Source organism: Rhizobacter sp. P2_H2 (assembly GCF_056403375.1).
Window position 1 is genome coordinate 1 of sequence record NZ_JBFUFP010001429.1, and the last position, 1,098, is coordinate 1,098.

Annotated in this window: 1 protein-coding gene and 1 pseudogene; both read left to right on the plus strand. The window is 68.1% G+C overall.

Annotated features, from left to right (window positions below; genetic code table 11):
• The coding region (locus tag AC1D15_RS33685; RefSeq protein ID WP_477829483.1) for a M23 family metallopeptidase at window positions 1-345 on the plus strand (345 nt) is incomplete at its 5' end.
• A gap of 204 nt (window positions 346-549) precedes the next feature.
• Window positions 550-1,098: pseudogene (secA, locus tag AC1D15_RS33690) on the plus strand (preprotein translocase subunit SecA); the annotation flags it as partial.

Below are 1,098 nucleotides of genomic sequence, written 5' to 3' on the forward strand. Positions count from 1 at the left end.
GCCTTGCACACCGGGCTCGATTTCCCGACCGACGTGGGTACGCCCATCATGGCCGCGGCCGGGGGCGTGGTGCGCTCCACCGACGTGCACCCGGCCTACGGCAACCTGCTCGAGATCGACCACGGCAACGGCCTGGTGACCCGCTATGCGCACACCTCGCGCATCGCGGTCAAGACCGGCGACCTGGTGCGGCGTGGCCAGGTCGTGGCCTACGTCGGCACCACCGGCCGCTCGACCGGCCCGCACCTGCACTTCGAGGTGCTGGTCGAGGGCGTGCCGCAGGATCCGGCGAAATTCCTGGCCGGCGGGGCCCAGGCCGCCGCCAAGGGCGCCACTCGGCGCTGAATCCGGCAACGGCCCGGCCACGCTGCCGGCGGCCGCTTGCCGTAAAATCCGCCGCTTTCGCTGATCGTGCGCCGGGCTTGCAGGTTTGTAGGCTTGCAAACGCGGACCGCACCCTCAGCTCACCCCAGCATCCAAGAAGTCGGCCCGTTCGCAAAACAACGCGGGAGGCCGCGGCTGCCTTCCCGTACCAACCCCTGACGCTGCATGTTGCCCAAGCTTCTCACCCAGATTTTCGGTAGCCGCAACGACCGCCTGCTCAAGCAGTACCGGGTCGTGGTGCAGCAGATCAACGCGCTGGAGCCGCAGTTCGAGCAGCTCAGCGACGAGGCGCTGAAGGCCAAGACGGTCGAGTTCAAGGAGCGCCACGCGAAGGGCGAGTCGCTCGATGCGCTGCTGCCCGAGGCCTTCGCGGTCGTGCGCGAAGGCGGCAAGCGGGTGCTGAAGATGCGCCACTTCGACGTGCAGCTGATCGGCGGCATGTCGCTGCACAACGGCAAGATCGCCGAAATGCGCACCGGCGAAGGCAAGACGCTGATGGCGACGCTGCCGGTCTACCTGAATGCGCTGGCCGGCAAGGGCGTGCACCTGGTGACGGTCAACGACTACCTGGCCCGCCGCGATGCCGAATGGATGGGCCGGCTGTACAACTTCCTGGGCCTGACGGTGGGCATCAACCTGCCGCAGATGCCGCGCGAGGAGAAGCAGGCCGCCTACGCCGCCGACGTCACCTACGGCACCAACAACGAGTACGGC